The 23,664-nt window shown below is 52.0% G+C and carries 27 protein-coding genes and 1 other annotated feature; of the genes, 25 read left to right on the forward strand and 2 right to left on the reverse strand.

Going from position 1 to position 23,664, the window contains the following annotated elements; all coding sequences use genetic code 11:
* Window positions 1-70 precede the first annotated feature (70 nt).
* The 5 genes from CHH75_RS09875 (at window position 71) to CHH75_RS09895 (ending at window position 5,805) form a co-directional block, all read left to right on the forward strand.
* Window positions 71-598: a redoxin domain-containing protein gene (locus tag CHH75_RS09875; protein ID WP_095263479.1), complete on the forward strand. Its 528-nt coding sequence runs from the start codon at window positions 71-73 to the stop codon at window positions 596-598.
* Complete coding sequence (resB, locus tag CHH75_RS09880) at window positions 595-2,295, forward strand: cytochrome c biogenesis protein ResB (protein WP_095263480.1); 1,701 nt, start codon at window positions 595-597, stop codon at window positions 2,293-2,295. The genes CHH75_RS09875 and resB overlap by 4 nt, the downstream gene beginning before the upstream one ends.
* The gene (gene ccsB / locus CHH75_RS09885) at window positions 2,292-3,545 is read left to right on the forward strand and encodes a c-type cytochrome biogenesis protein CcsB (protein WP_095263481.1); all 1,254 of its coding nucleotides are present in this window, start codon (window positions 2,292-2,294) and stop codon (window positions 3,543-3,545) included. Before resB ends, ccsB begins: the two co-directional genes overlap by 4 nt.
* A gap of 111 nt (window positions 3,546-3,656) precedes the next feature.
* Entirely contained in the window at window positions 3,657-4,373 is a 717-nt protein-coding gene (locus CHH75_RS09890) for a response regulator transcription factor (protein WP_095263482.1), read from the forward strand.
* Between the two features lies 1 nt (window position 4,374).
* Entirely contained in the window at window positions 4,375-5,805 is a 1,431-nt protein-coding gene (locus CHH75_RS09895; RefSeq protein WP_095263483.1) for an ATP-binding protein, read from the forward strand.
* 104 nt (window positions 5,806-5,909) lie between these two features.
* Here the strand turns inward: CHH75_RS09895 and serA are convergent, their stop codons facing one another.
* On the reverse strand, window positions 5,910-7,502 hold the full coding sequence (serA, locus tag CHH75_RS09900; RefSeq protein WP_095263484.1) for a phosphoglycerate dehydrogenase: 1,593 nt from the start codon (window positions 7,500-7,502) through the stop codon (window positions 5,910-5,912).
* A 170-nt stretch (window positions 7,503-7,672) separates the two neighbouring features.
* Window positions 7,673-7,902: a binding site (T-box leader), on the reverse strand.
* 238 nt (window positions 7,903-8,140) lie between these two features.
* Here serA and CHH75_RS09905 point away from each other — a divergent pair.
* The 3 genes from CHH75_RS09905 to CHH75_RS09915 all read left to right on the forward strand — a co-directional run bounded on the left by CHH75_RS09905 (window position 8,141) and on the right by CHH75_RS09915 (window position 9,959).
* Complete coding sequence (locus tag CHH75_RS09905) at window positions 8,141-8,740, forward strand: CPBP family intramembrane glutamic endopeptidase (RefSeq protein WP_095398054.1); 600 nt, start codon at window positions 8,141-8,143, stop codon at window positions 8,738-8,740.
* 70 nt (window positions 8,741-8,810) lie between these two features.
* Window positions 8,811-9,146: a hypothetical protein gene (locus tag CHH75_RS09910; RefSeq protein ID WP_244908067.1), complete on the forward strand. Its 336-nt coding sequence runs from the start codon at window positions 8,811-8,813 to the stop codon at window positions 9,144-9,146.
* Window positions 9,147-9,959: a metallophosphoesterase gene (locus tag CHH75_RS09915; RefSeq protein WP_095263487.1), complete on the forward strand. Its 813-nt coding sequence runs from the start codon at window positions 9,147-9,149 to the stop codon at window positions 9,957-9,959.
* Between the two features lie 103 nt (window positions 9,960-10,062).
* On the opposite strand, the gene CHH75_RS09920 is transcribed toward CHH75_RS09915, so the two are convergent.
* The gene (locus CHH75_RS09920; RefSeq protein WP_095263488.1) at window positions 10,063-10,983 is read right to left on the reverse strand and encodes a polysaccharide deacetylase family protein; all 921 of its coding nucleotides are present in this window, start codon (window positions 10,981-10,983) and stop codon (window positions 10,063-10,065) included.
* A 223-nt stretch (window positions 10,984-11,206) separates the two neighbouring features.
* Here CHH75_RS09920 and CHH75_RS25250 point away from each other — a divergent pair, with 223 nt between their 5' ends.
* The 17 genes from CHH75_RS25250 (at window position 11,207) to CHH75_RS10000 (ending at window position 23,636) form a co-directional block, all read left to right on the forward strand.
* Complete coding sequence (locus tag CHH75_RS25250; RefSeq protein ID WP_255223009.1) at window positions 11,207-11,440, forward strand: hypothetical protein; 234 nt, start codon at window positions 11,207-11,209, stop codon at window positions 11,438-11,440.
* A gap of 198 nt (window positions 11,441-11,638) precedes the next feature.
* Entirely contained in the window at window positions 11,639-12,250 is a 612-nt protein-coding gene (locus CHH75_RS09930; protein WP_095263490.1) for a genetic competence negative regulator, read from the forward strand.
* Window positions 12,251-12,305: 55 nt separating this feature from the next.
* Entirely contained in the window at window positions 12,306-13,010 is a 705-nt protein-coding gene (gene prsW, locus CHH75_RS09935; RefSeq protein WP_095263491.1) for a glutamic-type intramembrane protease PrsW, read from the forward strand.
* Between the two features lie 52 nt (window positions 13,011-13,062).
* Window positions 13,063-13,224, forward strand: coding sequence for a hypothetical protein (locus CHH75_RS24825; RefSeq protein ID WP_155617393.1), 162 nt, complete (start codon window positions 13,063-13,065; stop codon window positions 13,222-13,224).
* Between the two features lie 76 nt (window positions 13,225-13,300).
* Complete coding sequence (gene ypeB / locus CHH75_RS09940) at window positions 13,301-14,647, forward strand: germination protein YpeB (RefSeq protein WP_095263492.1); 1,347 nt, start codon at window positions 13,301-13,303, stop codon at window positions 14,645-14,647.
* A gap of 191 nt (window positions 14,648-14,838) precedes the next feature.
* Complete coding sequence (locus CHH75_RS09945; RefSeq protein ID WP_176475516.1) at window positions 14,839-15,498, forward strand: flagellar brake protein; 660 nt, start codon at window positions 14,839-14,841, stop codon at window positions 15,496-15,498.
* Window positions 15,499-15,627: 129 nt separating this feature from the next.
* A complete protein-coding gene (locus CHH75_RS09950) occupies window positions 15,628-15,915 on the forward strand; it encodes a DUF5359 family protein (RefSeq protein WP_141235826.1) in 288 nt (95 codons plus the stop codon).
* A 74-nt stretch (window positions 15,916-15,989) separates the two neighbouring features.
* Entirely contained in the window at window positions 15,990-16,691 is a 702-nt protein-coding gene (cmk, locus tag CHH75_RS09955) for a (d)CMP kinase (RefSeq protein ID WP_095263493.1), read from the forward strand.
* A gap of 3 nt (window positions 16,692-16,694) precedes the next feature.
* Window positions 16,695-17,282, forward strand: a complete 588-nt coding sequence (locus tag CHH75_RS09960; protein WP_095398055.1) for a lysophospholipid acyltransferase family protein — start codon at window positions 16,695-16,697, stop codon at window positions 17,280-17,282.
* Window positions 17,283-17,403: 121 nt separating this feature from the next.
* Window positions 17,404-18,627: a 30S ribosomal protein S1 gene (rpsA, locus tag CHH75_RS09965; protein ID WP_095263495.1), complete on the forward strand. Its 1,224-nt coding sequence runs from the start codon at window positions 17,404-17,406 to the stop codon at window positions 18,625-18,627.
* Window positions 18,628-18,828: 201 nt separating this feature from the next.
* The gene (gene der, locus CHH75_RS09970; protein ID WP_095263496.1) at window positions 18,829-20,151 is read left to right on the forward strand and encodes a ribosome biogenesis GTPase Der; all 1,323 of its coding nucleotides are present in this window, start codon (window positions 18,829-18,831) and stop codon (window positions 20,149-20,151) included.
* An 11-nt stretch (window positions 20,152-20,162) separates the two neighbouring features.
* Window positions 20,163-20,792, forward strand: a complete 630-nt coding sequence (plsY, locus tag CHH75_RS09975; protein WP_095398056.1) for a glycerol-3-phosphate 1-O-acyltransferase PlsY — start codon at window positions 20,163-20,165, stop codon at window positions 20,790-20,792.
* Window positions 20,785-21,828 carry an NAD(P)H-dependent glycerol-3-phosphate dehydrogenase gene (locus CHH75_RS09980; RefSeq protein ID WP_095263498.1) on the forward strand — a complete coding sequence of 348 codons (1,044 nt, stop codon included), beginning with the start codon at window positions 20,785-20,787 and terminating at the stop codon, window positions 21,826-21,828. Before plsY ends, CHH75_RS09980 begins: the two co-directional genes overlap by 8 nt.
* A gap of 64 nt (window positions 21,829-21,892) precedes the next feature.
* Entirely contained in the window at window positions 21,893-22,168 is a 276-nt protein-coding gene (locus tag CHH75_RS09985) for a stage VI sporulation protein F (RefSeq protein ID WP_095263499.1), read from the forward strand.
* 205 nt (window positions 22,169-22,373) lie between these two features.
* Window positions 22,374-22,553, forward strand: a complete 180-nt coding sequence (locus CHH75_RS09990) for a DUF2768 family protein (RefSeq protein WP_095263500.1) — start codon at window positions 22,374-22,376, stop codon at window positions 22,551-22,553.
* A gap of 57 nt (window positions 22,554-22,610) precedes the next feature.
* Window positions 22,611-23,195 (forward strand): nucleotidyltransferase domain-containing protein, encoded by a 585-nt coding sequence (locus CHH75_RS09995; RefSeq protein ID WP_095398057.1) that lies wholly within the window; start codon window positions 22,611-22,613, stop codon window positions 23,193-23,195.
* An 81-nt stretch (window positions 23,196-23,276) separates the two neighbouring features.
* Window positions 23,277-23,636, forward strand: coding sequence for a 2Fe-2S iron-sulfur cluster-binding protein (locus CHH75_RS10000; RefSeq protein WP_095263502.1), 360 nt, complete (start codon window positions 23,277-23,279; stop codon window positions 23,634-23,636).
* The last annotated feature ends 28 nt before the right edge of the window (window positions 23,637-23,664 follow it).

Consider the following 23,664-nt stretch of genomic DNA (forward strand, 5'->3'; position numbering starts at 1 on the left):
TGTTCATAGGATGTTCACAACCCGCTCAGGGTCCATATGATGAAAGTCATGGAAAGGGAGCTATCGCACAATGGGAAAGTCTAAAAAAAGCGTACAAGTAGTCATTCTGCTGGCGATTGTTCTGATCGGAATATACGCTGTAGCCACCGTGGTGTTCGGTTCCGACGGCGTGCCCAAGGAAGGGGAACGCGCCCCGGATTTTCAGCTCCTGGGCATGGACGGCGAAGTACATACCATGAGCCAGTACGATGGCAAGGCCAGAGTGATCAATTTCTGGGGCACATACTGTCCACCGTGTGTCCGGGAAATGCCTGCCCTTCAGGCACAGTGGGAGAAGTGGAGAAGCCAGGGGGTGGAAATCATCGGCATTAACGTTGGCGAGAACAACATGACAGTCGAAAATTTTGTAGCCAAAACCGGTGTCGAGTTCCCGATACTAAGGGACCCGAAACGGGAAGCGGTGAAGACGTTCGGGGTTGGCCCCATGCCGACAACCTTCTTCGTGACGGCTTCCGGAAAAATCAACCATATCCGGATTGGCGAGCTTGATTTGAGCACCCTTGACAAACAAATCGAACAGTTGGTGAACGCAAAATGAGTCAAGGTCCTAAATCACAATCTTTGATCCAGAATACGAAATGCGAGTGCGGCCATCAGAATCCGGTGGGTACGGTGCTGTGCGAAGCATGCGGCAAACCGTTGACGGAGGAAGCGGAGGCACAGCCTATTCTGGAGATGCGGTATGACGGGGTTGCGCGCAGGTCGCAGAAGGCCAATCCCGGTCTGATTGACCGGGTATGGAACTTCTTCTCCTCTGTCAAAGTGGCGATCTACCTGATCCTGATTACATTGATCGGATCGTCGCTGGGCACTATTTTTCCGCAGGAGAGCACCTTCCTGAATATCGACGGGTCGGTTTATTACAAGCAAGAGTACGGAACGATAGGGCATATCTATTACTTGCTCGGATTGTCGAATACATATACGTCCTGGTGGTTTGTCCTGCTGCTGATTATGATCGGCGCATCGCTGGTCATTTGCAGTCTGGACCGGGTCCTTCCGCTATACAAGGCGCTAAGCCGCCAGCGGATTCCGAAGCACATGTCGTTTTTGACGCGGCAGAAGGTCGTGTATCAAGGCGCTGTTGAGGAAGATGGAGCTGCATGGGTCGAGCGTGTGAAGCCGGTCATCCGCAAGAAAGGATACCGTGTCCGTACAGATGGAGGCACTCTCCTGGCCGAGAAACAGCGTTTCAGCCGGTGGGGGCCTTATATTTTGCACATTGGGCTTATCGTATTTCTGCTGGCGGTACTGGCTCGGAATTTACCCGGCCTGCATATGGACGAGCATATGGCTTTCCCGGAAGGGGAGCCGGTGCATATCAAGAATACGAGCTATTATTTGATGAATGACGGATTCGAAGTTGAATTCTACACGGAGGATGATTTGCCGAATGAATTCAAGGGACGGGGAAAGGTGCTGCCCAAAAGGTTTGAAACGCAGGCCATACTGTACCGATGCGATGCTAATTGCGACAACCCGGCTGCAGAGCCGGAGCTGGTGGAGGTAACCCGTCACAACATCGAAGTAAATAAGCCTTTGAATTATGAAGGGCTGAAAGCGTATCAATTCGATTATGACCTGACGCCGATCCTGCGTTCAGTTTCACCGGTGCTCATAAACCGTAAGACCGGCGAGGAATACGGCAAGATCGAATTGTCGATCGGTGATCCTGTCAAGGAATATGAGGCAGGGGAGTACCGCCTGACACTGAGAGAGTATTATCAGGATTTCGGCCTTGGCGATAACGGAGAGCCTGTCAATCTGTCTTCACGTCCGAATGCGCCGGCCTATCTGTTCCAGATCGAAGGTCCTGATCTGCCGGGCGAGGGCATCCGATATTTCTACTTCCCGAAGCAGGTGGACAAGGAGCGCTTCCAGCAGGACGCCATTAACGCCCAGCTGGCCGGCGGCGAAGTTCTGTTCGACCTGGATGTGCAAGGCATGGAGGATGTGGATTTTGCCGCATCAACAACTTATTTGAACATACGCGTGGACAAAGCGATGCCGTTCATATGGGTTGGAGCTTTCATCGGCATGGTGGGCCTTGTCATGGGCTTTTACTTCCACCACCGCCGAATCTGGCTGCGGATTGATGAGGGTACTCTGACGCTCGGAGCGCATACGAACAAGAACTGGTTCGGACTGCGACGCGAGGTATCGGCCATTCTGAAGCAGATGGGGATCGATGTCGATGAAAAGTCACTGGATAATAACAGGGGGAGTCAATCATGACGCTAGTTGAAATCAGCAGCGACGCGTTTATAGCGGCCTTTTTTCTATACTGTGCTTCGTTTTTCATGTACACCATCGCTGTGATGGGACGCAGATTCCGCAAGCGGGATCCGGAGGCGCATTTGGCGAAATGGGGCAAAATCGCGTTTATAACAGGCGTTCTCGGCCTGGTCGGTCATCTGATCTATTTCTTTACCCGCTGGGCCGGCGCTGGGCATGTTCCGGTCAGCAATATGTATGAGTTTATGTCGTTTATGGCGCTGGCCATCATGATCGCTTTTCTTATTCTGTATTTCATTTACAAAAAATCGCTGCTCGGCTTGTTCGCGCTGCCGCTGACGATTCTGATCATGGCCTATGCGGCGGTGTTTCCACAGGAAGTGCAGCCGCTCATTCCATCGCTGCAGTCCTATTGGCTCGGCATTCATGTCACGCTGGCTGCGCTTGGCGACGCATTCTTTGCCGTCGGTTTTATCGCTGGTCTGATGCACCTGCTCAGAACGGTGGATTTCAGCCAGAGCGGCAAAAGCTCCCGCAGGGAGCAGCGGTGGCTGGAGCTATGCATGTTCCTGATCGTTGTGCTGATCGGCTTTATCGTATCGGTATACAGCTTCCGCGCTGGTGGCTACGAAGCCGTCTTCAACCAGCCGCAAGTTGACCCGGAGACAGAAACAAGTACAATAGTAAGAGTGGAATACAGCATGCCGCCACTTGTGGCGCCTTACAACAGCGAAACCGAGAGCATGACGTCTTTCCTCGGCATGAAATCGCCGCTGTTTGAAGCTCCGTCCTGGATGGAGGGTGTCAACGCGGGCCGGAAGTTCAATACGGTGCTGTGGTCCGTGCTGAGCGGTGCCATTTTGTATGGCCTGTTCCGTCTTATTTTGCGCAAACCGATCGCCTTGTTTATTCAACCTGCTTTGAAGCGGCTCAATCCCGATGATCTCGATGAGATCAGTTACCGGGCGATTGCCATCGGCTTCCCGGTATTTACACTTGGCGGGTTGATCTTTGCGATGATATGGGCTGAAATTGCCTGGGGCCGATTCTGGGGCTGGGACCCGAAAGAGGTATGGGCGCTTATTACCTGGCTGTTCTACAGTGTTTACCTGCATTTCCGGCTGTCGCGCGGCTGGCAGGGGAAGTATTCCTCGTGGCTGTCCGTCATCGGATTTATCGTTGTCATGTTCACGCTCGTTGGGGTGAACTTGATTATTGCAGGCTTGCATTCGTACGCAGGTACGGATTAAGCTGAAACATCAATAACCGAATAGCATTGAAAGGCAAATCAGAAGGGCCCTCATACAGGTGTGGAGGGCCGCTTCTGATTTTCCCTATCCTATATGAAGGAGTTGTCGCGGATGTCAGAGCATGAAAGCCGGATTCTGGTCGTGGATGATGAGGAGCGGATTCGCCGGTTGCTGAAGATGTATCTAGAGAAGGAAGGATATGAAATCGAAGAGGCGGAGGATGGTGAAACCGCTCTGCGCAAGGCGACGTCCGAAGATTACGGACTGGTCATTCTCGATGTCATGCTTCCCGGCATAGACGGCGTGGAGGTATGCTCCCGTTTGCGCCAGGTCAAGTCTACGCCGATTCTGATGCTTACGGCAAAAGGAGAAGAAATCAATCGCGTTCAGGGGTTTGAGGTCGGTGCAGATGATTATGTTGTCAAGCCGTTCAGCCCGCGCGAGGTGATCTACCGGGTGAAGGCAATTCTGCGCCGTTCGTCGGCGACGGCCTATCTGACAAAGGAAACGGCACCGAGCAACAGCATTGTGTTTCCGCATCTGGTCATTGAGCATGATGCGCATCGCGTCACGGCAGGCGGGCATGAAATCAGCCTGACCCCGAAGGAATATGAGCTGCTGCATTATCTGGCTTCTTCGCCGGACAAAGTGTTTTCCCGTGAAGAGCTGCTGAAGGACGTCTGGAATTATGAGTTTTTCGGCGATTTAAGAACGGTGGATACCCATGTGAAGCGGCTGCGTGAGAAGCTGAATAAAGTGTCCACAGAGGCGGCCGCGATGATTACCACTGTGTGGGGCGTCGGCTACAAGCTGGAGGTTCCGAAGTAACGTGGGCTTCCTGAGATCGCTTGTCGGCAAGCTGTGGCTTACGATTACCTGTCTGGTCGCCTGCGTGCTGCTGACGCTTGGCGTATTCCTGCTGCCGTATATTGACACGATGTTCACCAATTCAATGGCAATCAAGCGGCTGTTTACGTACGTATCCATTATCGGTTTTTCGATGACGACCTTTTTCGGACTGTTTCTGCTGACCAAAATTACGCAGCCGATGCAGAAGCTGATCGAAGCGGCAAACGAAATTCGCAGAGGGAACTATGGCACGCGACTCAATCTGGTGACCAGTGACGAGATCGGCGAACTGGCCAATACGTTTAACCATATGGCCGCGGAGCTGGAGACGAACATTCGCAACCTGAATCATGAGAAGGAGCATCTAGCCAGCGTGCTGCGCAGCATGAGCGATGCGGTCATTACCTTTGACAATCATGGGCAGGTCGTGCTGGCGAACCCGCAGGGGCAAGAAATCATGAAGGCATGGCAAGGCCTGGAATGGGATGAGGAGCTGCAGGGAGGCGGCTGGGCTGCCGATGTGCTGCCCAAGCCGCTTACCGAGCTGTATTATAGCACCGTAAGGGATGGCGAGGATAAAAGCGCGGACATTCATGTCAAGCACGGCATTTGGTCTGCGCATATGGCGCCGCTCTATTCAGAGGATGTCATTCGCGGGGCGGTCGTTGTCCTCCGCAATATTACCGAGCAGGTGAAGCTGGAGAAGATGCGGACCGATTTCATCGCGAATGTGTCCCATGAAATCCGCACGCCGCTGTCGATGATGCAGGGCTACAGCGAGGCACTTCTGGATGGGATGGCCGCCTCGCCTGAGGAGAGCCGGGAGTTGATTCAGGTCATTCATGAAGAGTCGCTGCGGATGGGACGACTGGTGAAGGATCTTCTCGATTTGACCCGCATGGAGGCTGGTCACGCGGAACTGATGCTAAGAGAGGTCGATGCCGGTGAGCTGTGCGAGAGAGTCTACCGGAAATTCGCGGTCAGGGCCAAAGAGCGCGGCATTGAGCTTCACCTGAACAAGCTGCATGACCATCTGATGCTGGAGTCAGCGGATGAAGACAGGCTGGAGCAGGTGCTGACCAATTTGCTCGACAATGCGTTTCGTCATACGCCGACTGGCAAAGAGGTTGCCATTAACGTCAACCGAGTGTCAGTGCAAGCGGAGGAATGGCTCGAAATGGTCATCTCCGATCAAGGGGTAGGCATCCCTTCAGAGGACCTTCCGTTTGTGTTTGACCGCTTCTACAAAGCCGACAAGGCCCGTGTCCGCGGAGAATCTGTCGGAACAGGGATCGGGCTGGCGATCGTTCAGAACATCGTCACGGCGCATAAAGGGAATATTCACGTCGATAGCGAGGTAGGGAAGGGCACTTCCTTTACAATCACGATTCCGGCAAAAGCGCCAAAATGATAGATGATATGCTCTAGAATGGCAAAAAACACGCTCATCCCGAGCGTGTTTTTTGTTGAAGATTTGGAATTAATCTTGTTGTTCGTGAAACAGTTGGGGCTCTGTTAGCCAAGGACAATCTGCTGGGCAGTGTTCAGCTCGGACAGGCCGGCCAGCTTGATCAGCACGTCGCTAGGCACGTCCTTATCCACAGTCAGCAGCATAATCGCTTCACCGCCAACCACTTTACGGCCAACCTGCATCGAAGCGATGTTGACGCCGTTCTCGCCGAGCAGCGTACCGACACGGCCGATGATGCCCGGTTTGTCATTGTGGGAGATGAGGATCAGATGACCTTCGGGCGAGATATCGACCGGATATTGATTCAGTCTGACAATGCGCTCTCCGTAACCGAGCAGCAGCGTACCGGCAACGGTCTGCTCCGTGCCGTTCTGGGATTTCAAGCTGACGGTGACGAGGTTGGTGAAGTCTTTGGTTTTCGGCGTCTGGGAGACCACGACATGCAGATCGCGGCTCTTGGCCAGATGCATGGAGTTGACGATGTTCACTTCACTTCCGAGATGACGCTCCAGTACCCCCTTCACAATGTAGCGGGTAAGCGCCTGCGTATCCACCTCGGCAAGCTCACCGGCGTAGTCGACATGGATTTCTCTTACGGCATGGGCTGTAACCTGCGCTGCAACGCTGCCGAGCTTTTCGCCGAGGGAGAAGTATGGCTGCAGCTTGTTCATGACGCTTGCGGCCACGAGCGGGAAGTTTACCGCATTTTTGAACGGCTCGTTGCGCAAAATATGAAGCACTTGTTCGGACACGTCAATCGCAACATTCTCCTGCGCTTCAATCGTCGATGCACCCAGATGCGGGGTCACGATGATTTTCGGATGGCCGAGGAAAGGGTGATCCTGCTCCGGCGGCTCATGCTCGAAGACGTCGAAGGCGGCGCCGGCGACGATCCCTTCGTCAATGGCTTCCACGAGCGCTTTCTCATCAATGATGCCACCGCGAGCGCAGTTGACGATGCGCATGCCGCGCTTCATCACTTCAAATTGCGGTCTGGCGATCATGTGGCGGGTTTGAGGAGTAAGCGGCGTATGGACCGTAATGAAGTCCGCATGGCGGATAATATCATCCACGGAAGCCAGCTTTACGCCGAGCTTGTCAGCCCGCTCTTCGGTCAGGAACGGATCGAAGGCCAGGATGCTCATGCCAAATGCTTTTGCCCGCTTGGCAACTTCGCTGCCGATGCGTCCCATGCCCATCACGCCGAGCGTTTTGTTCCGCAGCTCGACGCCGACAAAGGTTTTGCGGTCCCAGGTGCCGCCGATCGTTTTGGCGTATGCCTGCGGAATATGACGGGCTAGCGCAATCATCATGGCGAACGTATGCTCAGCCGTTGTAATCGTGTTGCCGTCCGGCGCGTTGATCACGACGACGCCCCGCTGGGTGGCCGCCTCCAGATCAATGTTGTCAACGCCGACACCTGCACGGCCTACAACCTTCAGCCTTGCTCCTGCGCTCATAATGCGCTCGGTTACCCGGGTCTGGCTGCGAACGAGAAGCGCATCATATTCACCGATGATGGCAACAAGCTCGTCCTCTGTCAATCCTGTGTTCTTGTCTACCTGCACATCCGGTGCATCCATCAGCTGCTGAATGCCCAGATCACTGATCGGGTCGGATACCAATACTTTAAACATGGATAGTCAAGTCCTCCTTCTAATCCTTCGCATGATGATATATTTGAATAAGGAGCACGCATTGCTGCGTATTCCGTTATGCCAGAGGGATGCGCCTATATGTGTTGACGCGGTGGTGTGACAGAGAGTCCGACATGTAAAAAACTCCCGATCCGCATACTACTTCCGTAGTAAGGGACGAGAGTTATTCGTGGTGCCACCCTTATTCGCTGCCGATGATAAGGCAGCCTCAAGCGGTCTGATTGACCATGATTGGTAACGGAAATCATCCGATTTGCGCCTACTTACAAGTTCAGCGAAATAGCTCAGGAACGCTAAAGATTACCTTTCGCCACCGATTTCCACCAACCATCGGCTCTCTGAGGACGTTACAGCATCTTCTTTCCATCATCGGTTTCGTCGCGATTAATTTTTTCATAATGTATCATGGTCCTGACACTGTGTCAATAGGTCAAACCCAATCGGAAACGGGTTTATTTCAACGGATTAAGAAACTTGTCGCCTTGAATATCGTATAAATTATTTGCTATGATGCTTATGCCTACCTTGGACGCCACTCACTTGATATTTGACTGTCCCAATCGACCTCATGCAAGATGGATCCATAAAATCAAAGACGAAAGACAGGCTAATTATTCATGAAAAAATTCAAAATACGTGTCAAACGAATCGAAGCCCATCAGTTGAATGACCGCTTGCTGCTTATCAATCTGTACTTGACGCAGGCGATCACGCTGATTGTCGGAGGCATATGGATTCTGCTGCAGAACAGAAACCCGCTCGGACTGCTTGCATTTCCTGCAGATTTGAATTTTCTGTATTGGGGACTCGGACTGGCAGGCACGATGCTTGTGGCAGATTTCGTCCTGTCGCGAATTTTCTCCTCAGAGGATATGGATGACGGGGGCATCAATGAGATGCTGTTTCGCGCAAGGCCGGTGTGGCACATCTTTGTGATTGCCCTTGTCGTCTCGATATGCGAGGAACTGCTGTTTCGGGGGGCTATCCAGCATGCATTCGGCCCCTATTGGACGAGTATTTTGTTTGCACTCATTCACGTTCGATATTTAAGGCATTGGCTGCCGACGGGTTGGGTGTTTCTGAGCAGCTATGGACTTGGATATGTGTACATCCACACGGGAACGCTGTGGGCGCCGATCCTGTGCCATTTCCTGATCGACTTTATATCAGGGCTGCTGATTCGATTTCGGAGGAAAGAGGACCATGAAAGAGCTTAGCAGATTGGAAAGACATCGGAGCCGCAATAAGGGCCGGAACAAGAAAACATCAGACGCTTCGCCCCATGGGTTGTCAGCAAATCACGCACCAAATGCACAAGTTGCATATGATAAAGAAGAGGTTGCCGCATCATCCGAAGGGTCCACAGCGTCCGGCGGACTGAGCAGGCGCAGCCGCTATCGGGGAAATTCCTCGGAAGCTGTGCCGAAGTCTGCGTCAAGCAGAGCAGCTGTGGAAGGGGAGGCGCTTGATGAGCTGCCGATGCGAACGAGGACCTATTCCTCGTATCGTGTCCGAATGAGCAAATGGTTTGTGAACTCATTGATTATTTTATTTGTATTGTTGATGGCTGCGCTGGTATGGTGGGGAGTAAAAGGCGCGCCTCCTTTGAAGGAGCTGCTGTAGATGTGGGAGTGGATTGCAGGGTCAGCCGCGGCTGCAGCAGGGCTGCTTGGCTGGATGAGCAAGGAAGCTTACGGGTATCGGTTGCGAAGGGAAGAGGTATGTTCGCCCCGCATTCCGGATGCTTTTAACGGGTACAAGATTCTGTATATGACAGATATACATCGCAGACAGTTGTCCGAGCGCAAGCTGCGAGCTTGGCTTGAAGAGGCGGACTGCGTCTTTCTCGGGGGAGATATTACGGAACGGGGCGTGCCCTGGGAGCGGCTAAGAAGCAATATGCAGCTGCTGCGCAAGTATGCGCCGGTCTATGCAGTGCTCGGGAATCATGATCTGAAGGCCGGTAAAGAACAGGTGCGCCAAATCCTGCGCGAGACGGGTGTCGTTCTTCTGAGCGACAAAAGCGTGGAGCTTGTAAAAGGGGCGCATCGAATCGTGCTGAGCGGTATTCAGCAGCCAGCCTCAAAATACCATCCCTATACCCGGTATCGGGGACGCAACAGGGAGGGGCGATATCATATAGTCCTCGTTCATGATCCGAGATGGGTGAAGGACAGAACTGATTATCCATACGATCTCGTGTTGGCAGGCCATACGCATGGCGGCCAGATCGTGCTTCCGCTTGCAGGTGCGGTGAAGCTGGAGAAGTTCTATCAGAGCTACAAAGCCGGCTGGTATGACCTCCCCGGCAAGGAGGACGGGGCGACTGCCGGGCCGCCTTTCCTGATCAGCAAAGGGTTCGGTACATCGCATCTCCCGCTGCGTTTAGGCTGCCCCGCTGAGCTTCATCTCATAACGTTAAAGCAAAAGCCTTGATTTCTTTCACGCCGGATGGCGAGAAGAATCAAGGCTTTTTGTTGCTGGGAGCCGGCACGCTTGAAGCGAACATAAGATAAGCTCGAGGTGCGTTAGCCGATCGTTACCTGATAGTCAATTCAATGCTCTCGGGGTGAACGAAATGGTATCCTTGCTGCTCAAGCTCAGTCAGCAGACCGTCCAGCGCGTCTGCCGTCCAGGGCAGTTCATGCATCAAGATGTTGCTGCCCGGATGCAGCTGATCCAGCACATTTTGGATGATTGCCTCGGGCTTGTTTTTATACTTGCTTTCCCAATCGAGGGAGCCGTTCGACCAGGTCATGTAGAGCATGCCGTTCTCCTCGACAATCGCTTTGACCGCATCGCCGCCTGATCCGAAAGGCGGTCGGAAAAATTTCGGTTTTTCACCGATCGTCTCCTCGACGATGTTCTGAACATCGACAATTTGCTGTCTGACGACCTCCGGGCTCTCCTTCTTCAGATCGATGTGATCCCAGCTGTGGTTGCCGATGATCTGGCCCCGTTCGTGGATGAGCCGGAGCAGTTCAGGATTTGCTTTCACGCGGTATCCGTTCACGAAAAAGATCGCTTTCGCATCATGCTTGTCCAGAATGTCGATCATACGATGGATCAATGCTTCGTCCTTCGGGCCATCGTCAAACGTAAGCAGCACCGTGTTCGCAGGCACCGATTCCTCATTCGGGACGATCCGGTAGACGCTGTTCATGTGGTACTGCGGCTGAATGGATGCGATTTCAGAACCCGGCGGCGCGGGATCGGCAGGCTGCTGCTCAGCCTCCTGCATCTCGTTCGGCTCGCTTGGGTTTTGCATTTGCTCCTTGCTTGCTGCATCTTGGTTCACGTTCATGTTCAATTCTTTCTCCTTTTCCATCTGTCCAGGAGATGACTGCTCCTGCTGGGCTTCTGGCGATGGCGCCGGGGCGCTTCCCTTGCCGGAATCCGCTCCGCAGGCGGTAAGCAGTAGACAGGCTGCCAAGAGCAGCACGGATGATTTCATGCCCATGAATTACATCTCACTTTCCTGTTTTTATGTCGAATGAGTCCAAGCCTTCGCGTCAACACTAAATCCGAGTTTATCATACGAAGGAGGTATTATTGTGAAAACTTCGTCATTTCTATGGGGAGTTGCCGTGGGATGCGCTGTAAGCCGGACGATGTCCCGCCGAGGCATTTCCCTCACGTCAATGATGAAAAACATGAACTTGGGCAGCTTCGCCAGCACAGCAATGAACAAGGTTCAAGGAATGAACAACAGCTCAGCGAGCGGTAAAGCATCCGCAAGTTACGGCGGCTCCAGCAGCCGTCAAACATCTGCACAGCACTACAGTCCACAGGCATCAAGCCATTCGAAGGCGGCAGATCTGAGCCAGATCAAGGAATTCATCCGCAAAAACCCTGATGTGAAGCATGAGGTGGAGGAAATCCTGAAAGAAACAGGTACGGTTGTACCCGGTTTGTAACCGTTAAAACCCTCGTTTGAATCATTCCCGGGGGGATATCCTATCCCGGTGAATGATTCTTTTTTCTATTGCTACATATTTACGTGCATTTGTGGTTATTAAATGATAAAATCAATTATATAAAACCATTTTTATCACGTCATATTGCAGGGATCATATTTTGTTATAAACTTTTGTTTACGTAAGGAGGATCCTGTCATGAAAATAGAACGTTTGAGTCAAGATAAGATACGGATTTTCCTCACGTTTGACGATCTGAGTGAGAGAGGGATCCAGAAGGAAGAGATGTGGCAGGAGATACCGAAGGTATACGATCTGTTCACGGAGATGATGGATCAGGCGTACAGCGAGCTCGGATTTGATGCAACTGGACCGCTGGCCGTCGAGGTTTTTGCCCTGCCTGCTCAAGGTATGGTCGTTATTGTAACGAGAGGAAAGTACGATCATCATTTCGGTGGCTTGTCCGAAGATGAAATGCCTGATGAAATTTATGAAATGGAAGTCACGCTGGATCATAGCGATACGCTGGTTTACGTGTTCCAGGATTTCGAAGTGCTCATCGAAGCCGCTCATATGCTAAAAGATTTGGTGAATGGAGCAGGAAAGCTTTATCACCATATGGATAAATGGTTTTTATATCTGGAGCCGGAGGAGCTCGATAGCGACAAGCTGCCAGCAGCCGTTGCGGTGCTTGCCGAATTCGGTGAATCCTCTCCGATGACAGAAGCTGTTCTGGAAGAATACGGGAACAAGATCATGCCACAGCATGCAGTGGACACGATCTGCGCCTACTTTCAGCGTCAGAAATAACGATGTGGGCGTGCGTGCCGGAACACAGGCGCGCAATTAACGGAGGGGAAATACATTGCTGTTGTTCTCGATTATTGCGTCAGCCGTGGCGCCGGGACTTGCACTGCTCACGTATTTTTACCTAAAGGACAGGTATGATCAGGAGCCCTTGCACATGGTAATCAAGGTATTCCTGCTCGGGTTCTTGATCGTGCTTCCCGTCATGATTCTTCAACGGGGGATGATCCTGTGGCTGGGTGAAAATCCGATTGTCGAGTCATTGCTGGTGTCATCCGGCGTTGAGGAATTTTTGAAATGGTTTGTTCTGTATCATATTATGTTTAATCATATGGAATTTGATGAACCCTACGATGGCATCCTGTACGCAACGGCCATTTCACTGGGTTTTGCAACAGCCGAGAATCTGCTTTATGCCTGGTACAGCCAGGCTGCTTTCGGCCCGATGATGATCCGGGCTTTGCTGCCGGTATCCGGCCATGCCATGTTCGGCGTTATTATGGGCTATTACATGGGCAAGGCCAAGTTTATGAAAAGCAAACGCAGCCGGCGTTTTCTGGCATACTCCCTTTTACTTCCTTGGTTTTGGCATGGTCTGTATGACATCATCTTGAACACGATGACCCACAACTGGCTGTGGTTTATGGTTCCGCTGATGGTGCTGCTATGGTACGGAGGAATGGGGAAAATCTCGCGGGCGAACAATCGCTCTCCTTTCCGGTTCATTAATCGCGAAGAAGAGATTATAACACATAACAAATAAGGGCACACTTCATCTTGAAGCCTCTGACTGCAACGTCAGGGAGGTATCAGGAATGGAGGTGCCTTTTTTGCGCGTAAAAGTGAGAATCCATTGCAAGGATTGCGGAGAGCGTTTCATTCTGCGCGGCAGAATGGAGCGCGGTCGCATTGAAACCGGATTTAAGCAATGCTTGTGCAATAACCGCGACCACTTTGAAATTGAAGAAGAACATTAGCTGGGAAAAGATGAATAAAGCTTCTTTCTTCTAGTCACAATAACGTCAGTGAGTAGATGAAAGGAGACAACGCATTATGTACAAACGTTTAAGCGCTGTTCTGTTTCCAGTTGCCACTGTATTGTTGATCGGGGCGCTGGTGTGGGGCTATCAAGAGAATAAAGAGAAGAATGCTGTTCTAATCAATGCGGAAAACCAGTACCAACGCGCTTTTCATGATTTGTCATTCCATTTGGATAAGCTTCATGCTGAACTGGGCAACACGCTTGCCGTCAGCTCGAAGTCACAAGGAATGCACCGCAAAGGCTTGATGAATGTATGGCGTATTACAAGCGAAGCGCAGAACGAAATCAACCAGCTTCCGCTCACACTGCTGCCGTTCAACAAGACGGAGGAGTTTCTGTCGCGCATTTCCAATTTTGCATATAAAGCAGGGGTTCGTGATTTGACGAAGGAGCCTCTTAGCGAGAATGAACTCCAGACCCTCAAGACGCTGTATTACAATTCCGGAGAAATCACGAAGGATTTGCAGGAAGTGCAGGAGAGGGTAATCACGAGCCGTTTGCGCTGGATGGATGTTGAAACGGCGCTGGCTAACGGCAGCCCGGAGGACAACTCGATTATCGACGGATTCCAGACGGTGAACAAAAGGGTGGAAAGCTATCCAGAGCTGGACTGGGGGCCGTCGGTGAGCAGCATGTACAGCAGACGGTCTGTCAAAATGCTCTCGGGTTCTCCAATTACCGAAGAGGATGTCAGACGGAAAGCCCTGAAATTTACGGATGCGGGCGAGCAGGCTGACGTTCAGATTACGCTGAACGGCCAAGGCACAGATTGGCCTTCCTATACGGCGAGGGTGAATAGACCAAACGGTGCAATCAGCATGGACTTTACGCAAAAGGGCGGCCAGGTCATCTCCTATACGGATGAGAGAGAGGTCGGTCCTAAGCAGGTATCCGTTCAGCAGGCGATCGACAAAGCTCAGGAATTCCTGAGCCTAAAGGGGTACAGCGATATGACGGTCGTTGCCGCTGACCAATATGACAATCTGGCCAACTTCTCGTTTGTACATGAGAAAGATGGCGTATTGATCTATCCGGAAAAGGTGACCGTCCGCTCCGGGCTGGACAATGGCGAGGTGCTCGGTTTCCAGGCCAGCGATTACGTGTATGAATATCAGGAAGACCGTGAAATTCCGCAGCCCAAGCTGAGTCTCGCCGAAGCCGAGAAAACGCTGAATACCGAATTGAAGGTGCTGTATCACCGGAAGGCTCTGATCAAGAATGACAGCAATGAAGATGTATTGACGTATGAATTTGGCGGACGTATCAACGGGTCCCAGTATCGGATATACATTAACGCAGATACGGGACTTGAGGAGACCGTGGAAGTTGTTAAGGATGCTCAGGCCGGAGTAGAATAATTGCAATGGGATGAGCCCAGCATGGCGGATAAGGGAAAGAGCCTGTCCGCCATGCTTTTTTTGCGTTGTTAACGTGACCATAATTATAGCTTCGGAGTCACCGTCAGACGTCAATGTCCTAAAAAGGACTAGAAGACAAGATTTGGCATGATATAATGAAAACAAAGTCGATATGAGTAGGTGAAGCCGGTTTGTTTCCGAAAATCAATGATGTCCTTTACATTTCAATGGACACGGAAGATGAAAATGAAGCTAAAGCGATCTATAAATCCCGCATCGCGGACCTTGATGACAATGCCATGCTCATTGAAGTTCCCATTGCGGACGGAAGCGGGAGACTGAAGAAGCTGTATATCGGAGACGAGCTGTCCGCTTCCTTCACGACAGAGGGCGGCATGAAACATTACTTCAACTCGTATGTGCTCGGCTACCAGGAGGATGCTGTCCCGCTTGTGCGCATTCGCAAACCGGAGAAAGGTGACATTACAAGTGTCCAGCGACGCGGATATTTGAGGGTGACAGCCGAGCTAGAACTGTCGGTGACAACGAAGGGCAGCCCGCCGTTCCTGACCAAGACGGTTGACGTAGGAGGGGGCGGCGTATCCTTCCATCTGAATACCGATGTTGGACAGCGGATGGAGGAAGGCATGGTTGCTTCCTTCTGGATATTGATCCCGTACAAAAACGGCGCGCTCGAGCATGTGCCGTTCGAGGGGGAGGTCGTGCGCGTGCAGAAGCTGAGCAGCAGCCAAAGCGTGGCCATGGTCAAATTCGTTCAAATATTGGATGTGGAGCGGCAGAAACTCATTCGGTTCTGCTTCGAGCGCCAGTTTGATTTACGCAAGGTGTAAGCCCGAATATGGGAGATTTCGGCCTGAATCCTGAAAGAAAGTTGGCTGGTACAGGATGCCATGCATCAAATGATAAGAGCCAGGGCATACTAACCCCAAAATTTCGACGGGAAAGGAAGCCATGTGTTGATGCGGGACAAGCTGGAAACTACGCGAACGACGATGGATGACGAGAAGGATAATCGCCTGCTGGACAAGCCTGCATCCGAGCTGTTTGACCGCTTTGGCAGCGTGCTGCTTCGCATGCTCGTATGCTTGCTGGTCGTCCTGATCAGCTTGCAGCTGCTTTTGCATTACAAGCCTGCCAGGCCTTATGTGTCACCGGTCGATCAGTTGGAGGGCGTCCCTTTGGACGAACAAAATGTAAAGGATTGGATGATGGGAAACATTCCTTCTCTTTTGCATCACTCTAGCTAGTGTGGTATAATTTTGACGTCGCAGGCAGGGCGCCTGCTTTTTTTTGAGGCTTATGTTTGAGGAGGAATGCCCCGTTGGTTATGCAGGGGACAGGTTATCGGGACAAAATTAACATCGCCATCGATGGACCTGCAGGGGCGGGCAAAAGCACGGTTGCCCGTATGGTTGCGAGCAAGCTTCAGTACATTTATGTGGATACCGGAGCCATGTACCGGGCGTTAACCTGGTTTATGCTGAAAGAAGGAATTCCTTCGGAAAATTCGGAAAATGTGCTTCAAAAGGCACAAAACATGGTGATTGAATTAAAACCGCATGTAAATGGCCAGAAAGTTTTGCTGAATGGGGAAGACGTCACGCCGTATATTCGGTCAAGCCAGGTGAATAACGTGGTATCGAAGTATGCGCAGATTGAGGGCGTCCGCACCAAGCTTGTTCACCTGCAGAGGCAAATGGCACTGGAAAAAGGCGTGGTCATGGATGGCCGGGACATCGGAACGACGGTGCTGCCTGATGCCGAAGTTAAGATTTTCATGACAGCCAGTGTGAAGGAACGCGCGCTCCGCCGCTACAATGAATTAAGCCAGACGGAAGACATATCGCTGGAGCAGCTGGAACACGATATCGCCGAGCGGGATCGTCTGGACCAGCAGCGGGAAGTATCCCCGCTTCGACGTGCAGAGGATGCCATCTTCCTCGATACGACAAGCATGAGTATTGAAGAGGTTGTCGATGCGATTGTTTCTTACTGCGTAATTCATTGGGATGGGGAGAAATAGGACATGATTTATGTTTTTTGCAGAGCCGTAGTTCGCGGAGTATTTGCAATTCTGTACCGATTTGAGTCAGTGGGCGTACATAACATTCCTGCTGAGGGCGGCGTGCTGATCTGTGCCAATCACATCAGTGTAAGAGACCCGATCTCGGTTGGCATTCACGTCAAACGCCAGGTGAAATTCATGGCGAAGGCCGAGCTTTTCAAAATCCCGGTTTTCGGATGGCTGATCTCCCAGCTGGGTGCATTTCCGGTTAAGCGCGGCGGCGTCAGCAAAGACTCCATCAAGATGGCACTGACCATTCTGCGCCAAGGCGAGGTGATGGGGATCTTCCCTGAAGGCACGCGAAATTCGGATGCCGCAGCCAAACGCGGGGCAGCAAGCTTCGCGCTCCGAAGCGGTGCAACGGTCGTGCCGGCAGCGATTGTCGGGAATTACAAGCCGTTTCGCAAGATGAAGATCATCTACGGTGCGCCGGTGGATCTGTCCGCATTCGAAGGCGATAAGTCTCCGGAAGCGCTGGATGCCGCTACGAACCTGATCATGGAGAGAATTTATGAGATGCGGGAGAGCGGGAAGCCGACTGTGAATTGATTTTCCAAGGATGTGCATAAAAACGATGCGCGGATTGGAAAGATACTACAACGAATAATGTTTTGAACTTCGCGATATGCGGGTTTAAATAAATGGGGTTTGAATTGAGGAGGTTATTGACATGTCGGAAGAAACAAGAAATCAAGAAGCTGCTGAAGTGCAAAGCCAGGAGCAGCTCGACCAAATCGTATCCTTGAAAAAAGGGGACACCGTGAAGGGAACGATCGTTAAACTGGAGGATAACCAAGCTTATGTAAGCATTGGATATAAATATGACGGTGTAATTCCTGTTCGCGAGCTGTCTGCGGTTCAGCTTGACAACGCATCCGAAGCGGTGCAGGTTGGTCAAGAGGTGGAATGCAAAGTAGTCAGCATCAATGACGACAAGGAGAGCCTGGTGCTGTCCAAGCGTGCGGTTGATTCCGAGAACGCATGGGAAGATCTGGAGAAGCGTTTCGCAGATCAAGAAGTGTTCGAGGTTACCGTATCGGATGTTGTGAAGGGCGGCCTTGTGGCTAACGTCGGCGTTCGCGGCTTTATTCCGGCTTCGATGGTAGAGCGTCATTTTGTTGAGGATTTCAGCGATTACAAAGGTCGTACGCTTCGCGTGAAAATCAAGGAGCTTGACCGCGAAAACAACAAGCTGATTCTTTCCCAGAAAGATGTGCTTGAGGAAGAGTTCGAAGCGAACAAACAAAAGGTAATGTCTGAACTGCAAGACGGCCAAGTGCTGGATGGCACGGTGCAACGTCTGACCCAGTTTGGCGCTTTCGTTGATGTGGGCGGCGTGGATGGACTGGTGCATGTGTCCGAAATCGCTTGGAACCATGTTGAGAAGCCTTCCGATGTGCTGTCTGAAGGTGACAAGGTTACGGTGAAAGTGCTGAAGGTTGATCCTGAGAAGGGCAAAATCAGCCTGAGCATCAAAGCAGCTCAGCCGGGTCCTTGGGAAACTGCTGGTGAGCAATTCAACACAGGCGACGTGGTTACGGGTGTTGTGAAGCGTCTTGTAACCTTTGGTGCATTTGTTGAACTGGCGCCTGGAGTTGAAGGCTTGGTGCATATCTCTCAAATCTCTCACAAGCATATCGGAACTCCGCAAGAAGTTCTTAAAGAGGGGCAAGAGGTTCAAGTCAAAATTCTGGACATTAACACATCTGAACAACGCATCAGCCTGAGCATCAAAGAAACAGAGGAAGCTCCTGAGCCGGCTCCAAGAGCTGAAAAGCCTTCCAAAGGTCCAAAAATCGACCTGAAGGACAACCCGAACGTTTCCCTGAACAACCAAGGGATGAGCGTTACGCTTGGCGAACGCTTTGGCGACAAGCTGAGCAAACTGAAGTAAGTCGGGAAAAGTAATGCTCGGTCGCGAATGACCTTCCATATAAGCGGCGAACCCAGCTTTGGGTTCGCCCTTTATTTTTGTACGGGGAATGGTGTCTGTGGGATGCAGAGCGCTTCTTGCGAGCATAATAGATGAAAGGTTAGCCAATTGTAGCGTTTTTTGCTATGATGATAAGCGTAAGAATGGACAGGAGGAGTGAATATGGCAAGACCCGTAGTGGCTATCGTCGGACGACCGAATGTCGGGAAATCAACGATTTTCAACCGGCTTATTGGGGACAGACTGGCCATTGTTGAAGATAAACCGGGGGTTACCCGAGACCGGATTTACGGAACGGCGGAGTGGAACGGTCGTGCGTTCAGTGTCATTGATACCGGAGGTATCGAAATTGACGGGGATGACATGATATTGAAGTCGATTCGGATGCAGGCTGAGCTTGCGATCGAAGAGGCGGATGTGATCGTGTTTATATGCGATGCCAAAACTGGCGTCACCCAGTCGGATGAAGAAGTAGCCCATATTTTGTTCCGTTCGGGCAAACCCGTCATTTTGACGGTGAACAAGGTGGACAACCAGCGGAGAGCGGAGGACATTTACGAGTTTTACAGCCTCGGATTCGGCGACCCTGTCGGCATTTCCGGAAGCCACGGCACCGGGATCGGCGATCTGCTTGACGTTGTCGTGGAGAAGCTGCCGGTGCTGGAAGACGACGGCTATGACGAGGATGTGATCCGGGTTGCCTTGATCGGGCGTCCGAATGTCGGAAAGTCCTCGCTCGTGAACGCCATATTAGGCGAAGAGCGGGTCATCGTCAGCGACATTGCCGGCACGACTCGCGATGCGGTGGATACCCCGTTCGAGAAAGACGGGCAGCGGTATGTATTGATTGATACAGCCGGGATGCGCAAGCGGGGCAAAGTATACGAAACGACGGAGAAATACAGCGTTATGCGTGCCATGCGTGCCATTGAGCGGGCGGATGTTGTTCTGGTGCTGATCAACGGGGAAGAGGGCATCATCGAGCAGGACAAGCATATTGCGGGATATGCCTATGAGGCGGGTAAGGCTTCTCTATTCGTCGTGAACAAATGGGATGTTGTGGAGAAGGATGACAAAACGATGCAGACGTTTGAGAAGAAGATTCGCGATCACTTCTTGTTCATGACGTATGCTCCGGTTGTATTTTTGTCAGCCAAAACAAAGCAGCGTCTGCACAAGTTGTTACCTGTCGTCAAGCATGTGGCTGAGCAGCACTCGCTGCGTGTGCAGACACATCTGCTGAACGATGTCATTTCCGATGCGGTGGCCATCAACCCGCCTCCGACGGATAAAGGGCGCAGGCTGCGCATTAACTATGCGACACAAGTGGCGGTTAAGCCGCCGACGATGGTCGTGTTTGTCAACGATCCGGAACTGATGCACTTCTCATATGAGCGGTATCTTGAGAATAAAATCCGGGCCGCATTTGACTTTGAAGGTACGCCAATCCGCATATTTACGCGGAGAAAGTCTGATGAAAGTTAGGGGAGAGTAGCTTGTTTCTGGAGACGTTTGCGATCATCATTAGTTATTTGCTGGGCTCGGTGAGTTTCAGCGTATTGCTGGCGAAATTGCTCAAGGGCATCGATATTCGTCAGCATGGCAGCGGCAATGCCGGGGCGACCAACACATTGCGTGTTTTAGGCAAAGGCCCGGCTATTTTAGTGCTTGTCCTGGATGTTCTGAAAGGTGTTGCCGCCGTTTGGGTCGGCCGCTGGCTTGGGACGGAGCAGGAATGGCTGCCGGGGCTGTGCGGACTTGCTGCAATTATGGGCCATAACTGGCCGCTTTACTTCCGCTTTCGGGGAGGTAAAGGCATTGCTACCGCCATCGGCGTGCTAGCGTCACTCTGCTTTCTGCCTGCGCTGTATGCCGGGATCATTGCGATTCTATCCATCGTTTTCACGAAATACGTATCTCTCGGATCACTGATCTTTGTGGTTCTGACCCCGATTTTTCTTATGATCGGGGGTTATCCGTGGCCGATTTTCTGGACCAGCCTTTTGATTTGTATATTTGCGATCTGGCGCCATCGCACCAATATCAGCAAAATCATAAAAGGCAATGAGAACAAGCTGGGTTCAGGAGGCAAAGGAAAGGATAAAGGAGGGAAGCGCGTTGTCTGACAAAATTGCTGTGTTGGTGGCCGGCAGTTGGGGAACCGCTTTGGCAAGTGTTCTAGCCTCCAATCAGTTAGATGTGGCGCTATGGACAAGAACGGAAGAGCAGGCAAAGGAAATCAATGAGCGACATACGAATGAGCGATATTTGCCGGGGGTAGAGCTGTCGCCGCGCATCCGCGCAACCTCCGTCATGGAGGAAGCGGTCTCCGGCTCGTCGGCTGTCATTATTGTGGCTCCGTCTTCAGCGATGCGTGCGGTGAGCAAGCAGCTGAAGCGCTGCTGGAATGAGCGCATGCTGGTCGTGCATGCGACCAAGGGTTTCGAACTTGAATCGCTGAAGCGGATGTCCACGGTAATCTCCGAAGAGCTTGGCTGCGATGAAGGACGGGTTGTGGTGCTGTCTGGACCGAGCCATGCGGAAGAGGTCGTCCGAAGATGCCCGACAACCGTGGTCGTGGCTTCATCTGATGAGCAAGCAGCCGCGGCGGCCCAGGATCTGTTCATGAACGCCTATTTCCGTGTCTATACAAATCGGGATATGGTTGGCGTGGAGCTGGCCGGTGCGCTTAAAAACATCATTGCGCTTGGAGCAGGCATGTCTGACGGCCTTGGCTTTGGCGACAACGCGAAGGCGGCATTATTGACGCGCGGCCTGGCGGAAATCTCCCGCATCGGAATTGAGCTGGGGGCCAATCCGCTCACCTTTGCCGGACTTGCCGGCATCGGCGATCTCGTCGTGACGGCAACGAGTCAGCACAGCCGCAACTGGCGTGCCGGTTCGCTGCTGGGACAAGGGAAGAAGGTCGACGAAGTGCTGGAGTCGATGGGCATGGTTGTCGAAGGCATTCGCACAACGAAGGCGGCTTACGCCATCTCTGAAAAATATGGCGTGCAGATGCCGATTGCGGATCAGCTGTATCATGTGCTGTTCAAGGATCGCGCTCCCCGCAGCGCCGTCGAAGCGCTCATGGGGCGGGACCCGAAAACCGAAATGGAAATGATGCCGCTTCAGACCTGGAAGCAGTGGCATAACACCTAGCTTATTCACCTTTCTTGCGGCCCTCTCATATAGTAATGTGAGGAATTGCCGGAGGAGGGTGGATATGAACAAAAGCTTTCACAAGGAAGTTCTAAACGCCATTAACAAGAAAAGCGGAAAGAAAATCTCATCAGGCGCCGTGAACAAGCTGGCCAGCACGGTAAAACCGTCTACGCTGCAAAATGAAGCCCAGCTCCGAAAGTTGATCAAGCAGGTATCTGCGATGGCCAACATTCCTGTCAGTGAAGAGACAGTGAAGGAGATTGTGGCAGCTGTCAAGAAGAGCGGGATGAACCCGAACAACATGGAATCCTTGATGAAAATGATGCTGAATAAATAATGCCTGATTGCTGTTTGGTTTAGTGAAAAAGCCGTTGGTCCATCCTGGACAGCGGCTTTTGTATTTATAAGAAACAGGGGGCTTCGCCTCTTGCATGGCGGTGAATTTGTTCAAGGAATGTTAGACAAATCCGAAGGTGAGGCGGCAGGAGTTTCATGCTATAATAGGTTGAATCATTTTGAACAGAGATGGGAGAGTTTGTGACATGGATCCGATGCAAAAGATGTGGCTATCCCTTGTCGCTTTATTGATTATGGCTCTATCCGTTGTCGTGGTTACGCTTGCACGAACGAAAACCAAAGGCTTTATTCGGGGAATTCTGTCGGTTGCGGCGTTCATGATGATGATCATCGGCTTTATATTGGGACTTGCTTCTATCATTTAGACAGGATGGGTGATCATATCCTGCGATGAGGCTAGCTTCAAGCGGAAGAGGTGTAGCATGACAATAAACGATATTCAGCCAGAGCTGAGCGAGGCGCTGAGCATCGTTACCCGGCAGCTGAACCAAGCGGGTCCGAACTGGCTGCTCGGAGGCAGCTGTGGCCTGCTGCTGCAAGGCGTAACACTGGACAGACCGCCTCGGGATATGGATGTATATGCCGATGCAGAGGGGATTGGCAAGCTTCATGATGTGCTTAGTGACCATACGCTGGACAAGCCTGCCGTGGATGAAGAGGAGATGTACCTGTCGATACGGGGTCACTATGAGGTGAACGAGATTCCGCTTGAGCTGATCGGGGGCTTCAAGATCCGTGTGGGTGGCTCTGTCTATACGACCGAGATTGACAACCTTCTGTATCCGGCAGCTCCAGCAACGGTTATAAACGGGCACAGCGTCCATTTAATGCCGCTGGCGCATGAGCTTGTCTTTAACGTCCTTCGAGACAGGCCGGACCGGTATCTCGCGATATCGGAGTCAATCCGGCTTCAGCCGGAAGCCCATCGGGGCATCCTGGAACGGATGATGGGCAGCTATACATTTCATGCCGGGCACGTGGCCCTCATACGAGAGCTGACAAGTTAGGGGCGATAGCTTTGCGGGAGGAACGGCTGTTGAGGCAGCCGACTACATAGGATTTCCGTACATGAAAGGGCGCGAGTCACGTTGAGTTACGAGATTACGTTTCTGCCTGATGGCAAAACCATAACCGTCAGACCTTATACCACGGTGCTCGATGCCGCCAAAAAGGCAGGCGTGCGCATCCCGACACGCTGCGGAGGCAAGGCGGGATGTCTGATGTGCAAGGTGACGATTGAGGAGAGCGAACGTGCGAACTGCTTGCCTCCTGAAGACAAGGAGCGACGCAAGCTCGGAGCGGCCTTGCTGGAGCGGGGCAGCCGGTTATCTTGCCAGACGAAGGTGACCGGACCGCTCACGGTGGTCGTTCCCGAAGACCCGCTCAAGGCAGCGGTTCGCAAACAGCTCGAAGCTGCAAAACAACGGGAATCCGATGATTGGATCTAGTTCCCGTTCTATATTTTATAGAGAAGGA

The organism is Paenibacillus sp. 7541, assembly GCF_002276395.1.
GTDB lineage: Bacteria > Bacillota > Bacilli > Paenibacillales > Paenibacillaceae > Paenibacillus_AQ > Paenibacillus_AQ campinasensis.